Here is a 1,123-nt window from a genome sequence, read left to right on the forward strand (position 1 = left end):
TGTACTGACCAGGCACGTTGGTCGAGATCGTGCGACGACACGAAGTGAATGTTCTTGATAGGTGAAGACCTCCCGGCGTGGAGTGGAGCTGTCTAGGAACCGCTCCAACGACCCGGGAGGTCTTCGTGTCTCACGCTAACGCTGCCTTGACCCCGCGCGCCCGTTTGCGGCTCGCGCGTCTCGTGATCGACGACGGCTGGCCGATCAGTCAGGCAGCTGAGTTGTTCCAGGTGGCCTGGCCGACCGCGAAACGGTGGGTCGAGCGGTACCGCGACCACGGACCGGCCGGCATGAACGATCGGTCGTCTCGCCCGCACCACCAGGCCAACCGGACACCGACACGCCTCGTGCGCCGGATCGTCAGCCTGCGCCGCCGCAAACGCCTCGGACCGGTCGGCATCGGCGACCAGCTCGGCCTGGCCTCCTCGACCGTGCACGCCGTACTCCGCCGCTGCCACCTCAACCGGCTGTCTCACCTGGACCGGATCAGCGGCGAACCGATCCGCCGCTGCGAACACCCCCACCCCGGCGCGATGCTCCACGTCGACGTCAAGAAACTCGGCAACATCCCCGACGGCGGCGGCTGGCGCTACCTGGGCAAAACCCGCGGCCACCAGAACCGCTCAGCAACCGCCCGCCGCACCGGCCAACGCAACACCCGCCACGCACCCAACATCGGCACCGCCTACGTCCACACCGTCATCGACGACCACTCCCGCCTCGCCTACGCCGAAATCCACAACGACGAAACCGCCGCCACCGCCACCGCAGTACTCCGAAACGCCGTCGCTTGGTACGCCGACCGCGGCATCACCACCATCGAACGCGTCCTGTCCGACAACGGCTCCGCCTACATCAGCCACCTGTGGCGCGACACCTGCACCGAACTAGGCATCACACCCAAACGAACCCGCCCCTACCGACCCCAGACCAACGGCAAGATCGAACGCTTCCACCGCACCCTCGCCGACGGCTGGGCCTTCGCCAACTTCTACCCCGACGAAACCACCCGCCGAGCAGCCCTGCCAGCATGGCTGCACCACTACAACCACCACCGACCCCACACCGCGATCGGCAAAGTCCCACCCATCACCCGCTTAACTAACCTGCCTGGTCAGTACAG

The 1,123-nt window shown here is 66.7% G+C and carries 1 protein-coding gene; it reads left to right on the forward strand.

The features are described from left to right. Positions 1 to 125: 125 nt before the first annotated feature. A partial coding sequence (locus AB0J62_RS40470) for an IS481 family transposase (protein ID WP_363883219.1) occupies positions 126 to 1,123 on the forward strand: 998 nt, incomplete at its 3' end.

This window comes from Kribbella sp. NPDC049584 (genome assembly GCF_040675555.1).
Lineage (GTDB): Bacteria > Actinomycetota > Actinomycetes > Propionibacteriales > Kribbellaceae > Kribbella.